Annotated in this window: 2 protein-coding genes and 1 pseudogene; all 3 read left to right on the forward strand. The window is 73.0% G+C overall.

Annotated elements, in window-relative coordinates; translation table 11 throughout:
- Positions 1–679 (forward strand): annotated as a pseudogene (locus AC5LUJ_RS05285) (hypothetical protein); the annotation flags it as partial.
- Positions 676–3,048, forward strand: a complete 2,373-nt coding sequence (locus tag AC5LUJ_RS05290) for an ArnT family glycosyltransferase (protein WP_493464557.1) — start codon at positions 676–678, stop codon at positions 3,046–3,048. The pseudogene AC5LUJ_RS05285 and the gene AC5LUJ_RS05290, both read left to right, overlap by 4 nt.
- A 311-nt stretch (positions 3,049–3,359) precedes the next feature.
- The coding region (locus tag AC5LUJ_RS05295) for a serine/threonine-protein kinase (protein WP_493464558.1) at positions 3,360–4,355 on the forward strand (996 nt) is incomplete at its 3' end.

Raw genomic sequence — 4,355 nt, forward strand, 5'->3', positions numbered from 1 at the left:
GGTCCCCGATTACCCCACTGTCGTCGCCGATGCCGCCGCCGGAGCGGAGGGCCGGTCACCGGGTGGAGCCGGCGGTTCCCGCCGGCGGCGCAACGGGCTGATCGCGGCCGCCGCGGTGCTCGTCGTGGTCCTGGGCACCGGCGCCGCCGTGCTGGCTGCCGGTACGGGGATGGACGGTGGCCAGAACGCGGACCGTTCCCTCGCCGCGGGCGGCTTCCCCGGCGACGGCACGGGCTACGGCCGGTTCCACGGAGGCGGCTATTTCCCTTTCCCTCCTGGCAGATACGGTGAGGGATATCAACGCTACGGCGGGTTCCCGGATGGCGGCGAGCGTGGGCAAGGCCGTCCCAGGCTGGCGATCGACGGGGAAGCTCTCCAGGAATGCCTGCGGAGCAAGGGCGTCACGGTCGACGACGGCACCCCCATACGCCCGGACCTGACGGACTCCAAGACCCGTGAGGCCTTCCGGGAGTGCGTCGCGCAGCTTCGCCGCGATTCCGGTCTGCCCGGCGGCGGGCCTGGCGGGCAGACCGGGCCGGACGGGCCGGGCGCGCCGGGCGGATTCGGCGGGCCCGGCGGGCCGGGCGGATCCGGTGGATCCAGCGGATCCGGCAGTAACACCTCCACGAGCAACACCTCCACCAGCCTGAACGCTTCCGCCAGTCTGATCACACGATGAGCGCGGGCGTCGGCCGCCTCGACTGGAGCACGGTCGACACCAGCCTCGAGCCCGCCGAGCCGGTGACCCCGCCGCGGCGGGCGCCGCAACGGGCAGCGGGCCGGTCGCCGGTACGGCTGCCCCGGCCACTGCGGGGGCACGCGGCCGACCCGTGGTGGGCACGCCCGGCGCTGCTCGTCCTGCTGGCCGCGGCCGCTGTCGGTTATCTGTGGGAGCTGGGTGCCTCCCGGTACGCCAACAGCTTCTACGCGGCGGCGGTCCAGGCCGGCACACAGAGCTGGAAGGCATGGTTCTTCGGGTCGTTCGACGCGTCGAATTTCATCACTGTCGACAAGCCGCCGGCGTCGCTGTGGGTGATGGGGCTGTCCGGGCGGCTCTTCGGTTTCAGCAGCTGGAGCATGCTTGTCCCGAACGCGCTCGAGGGCGTGGCCGCTGTCGGCGTCCTGTACCTGGCGGTTCGTCGCTGGGCCGGGCCGCGGGCCGGGCTGCTCGCCGCCGCCGTTCTCGCCCTGACGCCCGTCGCTGTGCTGATGTTCAGATTCAACAATCCGGACGCGCTGCTGGTGCTGCTGCTCGTCGTCGCGGCCTATTGCGTGGTGCGCGCGACCGAGGACGGCGGTTTCCGCTGGATGGCGCTGGCCGGGGTGGCGGTCGGGTTCGCCTTTCTGACGAAGATGATGCAGGCGTTCCTGCCCGTCCCGGCGTTCGCGCTGGTGTATCTGGTGGCCGCGCCCACATCCGTCGGCCGGCGGCTGCTCGGCCTGCTGACCGGCGCGGCCGCGATCGTCGTCTCCGCCGGCTGGTACGTGGCGGCGGTCGAGCTGTGGCCGAAGAACTCCCGGCCCTATATCGGCGGGTCGACCAACAACAGCATTCTCGAGCTCACCTTCGGCTACAACGGCCTTGGCCGTATTTTCGGTGGTGACGGGAATCCCGGCGGGGGCGCCGGCCGGGGCGTGTTCGCCGGCCTGCCCCAGGGGGATCTGCCAGCCGGAGCCGCCGCGTACCTGAACCGGATGACGTCTCCTGGCGGGGCAGGTGGCCCGGGCGGTGACGTGTTCTTCGGCGGTGGTGGCCCCGGCGGCGGGATGTTCGGCGGTGCCACCGGCTGGAACCGGCTGTTCAGCGGCGAGATGGCCACCCAGATCTCCTGGCTGTTGCCAGCGGCGTTGACAGCGCTGGTGGGCGGTCTGTGGGTGACCCGTCGGGCCGCGCGCACGGATCGCGTCCGCGCCGGCCTGCTGTTGTGGGGCGGCTGGACGCTCGTCACCGTCGGCGTGTTCAGCTATATGAGCGGCATCATCCATCCCTACTACACGATCGCGGTCGCGCCGGGGATCGGCGGACTGATCGCTTTCGGCGGGACGGCCTTGTGGCGGGCCAGGAATTCCTGGATTTCCCGGATATTGATGGCGGCGGCGGTCGGGGCCACCGGCGGCTGGTCGTTCGTGCTGTTGAACCGCACCCCCGACTGGTATCCGGCCCTGCGGTTCGTCGTCGTCGCGGCCGCCGCCGTCGGCGCCCTCGCCCTGCTGGTCGGCCGCCGGCCGCTCACCGGCACCCTGAGCGGCACCCTGAGCGGCACCCTGAGCGGCACCGTGGTGGGTGCGGCGGCGGTCGCCCTCGCGCTGGGAGCGCCGTCGGCCGCCTATGCCGTCGAGACCGCGTCGACCCCCCATTCCGGGTCGATCCCCAGCGCCGGCCCGGCGCTGGCCGGCGGCGGCTTTCCCGGCGGGATGGCCCGCCAGTTCTTCGGGCCGGCCGGCGGCGCGGCAAACGACGCGATGGATGGCGCGACGGACGGCCGGCCGCGTGATGGTGCTTCCAGCGGTTCTGGTGGTGGCCCCGGCGGTGGTTTCGACGGCGGTGGTTTCGACGGCGGTGCGGCCGCCGGCTCCGAAATCGTCCAGCTGCTCAGGGATGGCCAGGCCGGCCATCGCTGGGCTGCCGCGACGTCCGGATCCCAGACCGCAGGTGTGCTCGAGCTGGCCAGTGGTACGGCCATCATGGCGATGGGCGGATTCAACGGCGGCGACCCGGCGCCCACCCTGGACCAGTTCAAACAGTATGTCGCGGCTGGTGACATCCACTACTACCTCGCGGGCGGCGGGGCTGGCCGGTCAGCCGCGCCGGGCGCGTCCGCGGGCGCCGCATCCGCCGCGGGTGGCTCCGGCGACGGCGGGCCCGGCGGCTCCGGCGGCTCCGGCGGGCCGGGCGGAGCGGGCGGAGCGGGCGGATTCGCCGGGCCCGGTGGCTTCGGCGGTCCCGGCCGGGGATTCGGGGAGATCACGTCCTGGGTGGAAGGCAGCTTCACCGCGCGGACCGTGGGCGGGCAGACCGTCTACGACCTGACACGGCCGACGTCCTGACCGTGCCACGGCGTCCTGGCCGTGGTGCACGGCGTCCTGACCGCGATGGTAGTAGCGTTCGGTATCTGTCTGGATGCTGTGCGACGGGCTGTCGTCCGGCTGCCCCACCACGTGCTGGTCAGCCGGACGACAGTCCGCTGTTCGACACCCCGCCGGGGTGGTTGTTGGCGCGCGGTCGACCTGCCCATCCGGCCCCGGATGAGTGACGATGAGGCTATGAGCAGGCGTGTATCAGCGCGGCGGCGGCAGACGTGATGCTGCCAGGCCGCGCCGGAGGTGGGACGACGGCACAGTCACTGGAGCCGTTGGACGTGGGCGATCCGGCGTCCGTCGGCAGATACGTGCTGGACTTTCGTCTGGGTAGCGGCGGTATGGGCACCGTCTATCTGGGACGGGACACCCTCGGCCGCCCGGTCGCGGTCAAGGTGATCCGTTCGGATCTCGCGGCCGAGCCGGATTTCCGGGAGCGCTTCCGGCACGAGGTGGTGGCGGCGCGGCGGGTCTCGCCGTTCTGCACCGCCTCGGTGCTCGACGCCGACCCGGACGCGAGCCGGCCCTACCTGGTCACCGAGTACATCGAGGGACCGCGGCTGGACCGCGTGGTCATGGAGGACGGCCCGCTGCCCCCGTCGACCCTGATCGGGACCGCGATCGGCGTGGCCACCGCGCTCACGGCCATCCACCGCGCGGGGATCGTCCACCGCGACCTCAAGCCGGCCAACGTCATCATGTCGCTGTCCGGGCCACGGGTGATCGACTTTGGTATCGCCAAGCCCGCGGGCGTGGTACGGCACGACCTGGACCGCGGTCTGATCTTCGGGACGTCCGGCTGGATGGCGCCGGAGCAGATCCTCGACCACCCGGTCGGCCCGCCCGCGGACGTCTTCACCTGGGGCCTGCTGGTCGCCTATGCCGGCACCGGCCGGCACCCGTTCGTCGAGCCGGGGCGGTTCGGGCCACAGGCCGACGCCGACCTGGGCGCGCGCATCGTCGGCGAGCCGCCGGACCTCGCCGGGCTCGCCGAGCCGCTGCGCCGGATCGTCGAGACCGCGCTGACCAAGGATCCGCGTTCCCGCCCGGCCGCGCGTGACCTGCTGCTCCGCCTGGTCGACGGCAACGCCGACGTGAACGCGTCCACGCCGATCGACCAGGTGCTCGGCTGGACGCAGCAGATGGCGGCGGTCCCGCCGCCGACCCGGGTCGGTCCGTCGGCCTTCCCCGCCGGTTACACGGCCGACCAGCCGGCCGGGTTCGACCAGCCGGCGCAGGCCGGCGGCCCGGCGCGGTTCGGCCAGCCCAACCCGCCC

Source organism: Protofrankia sp. CiP1_Cm_nod3 (assembly GCF_982290655.1).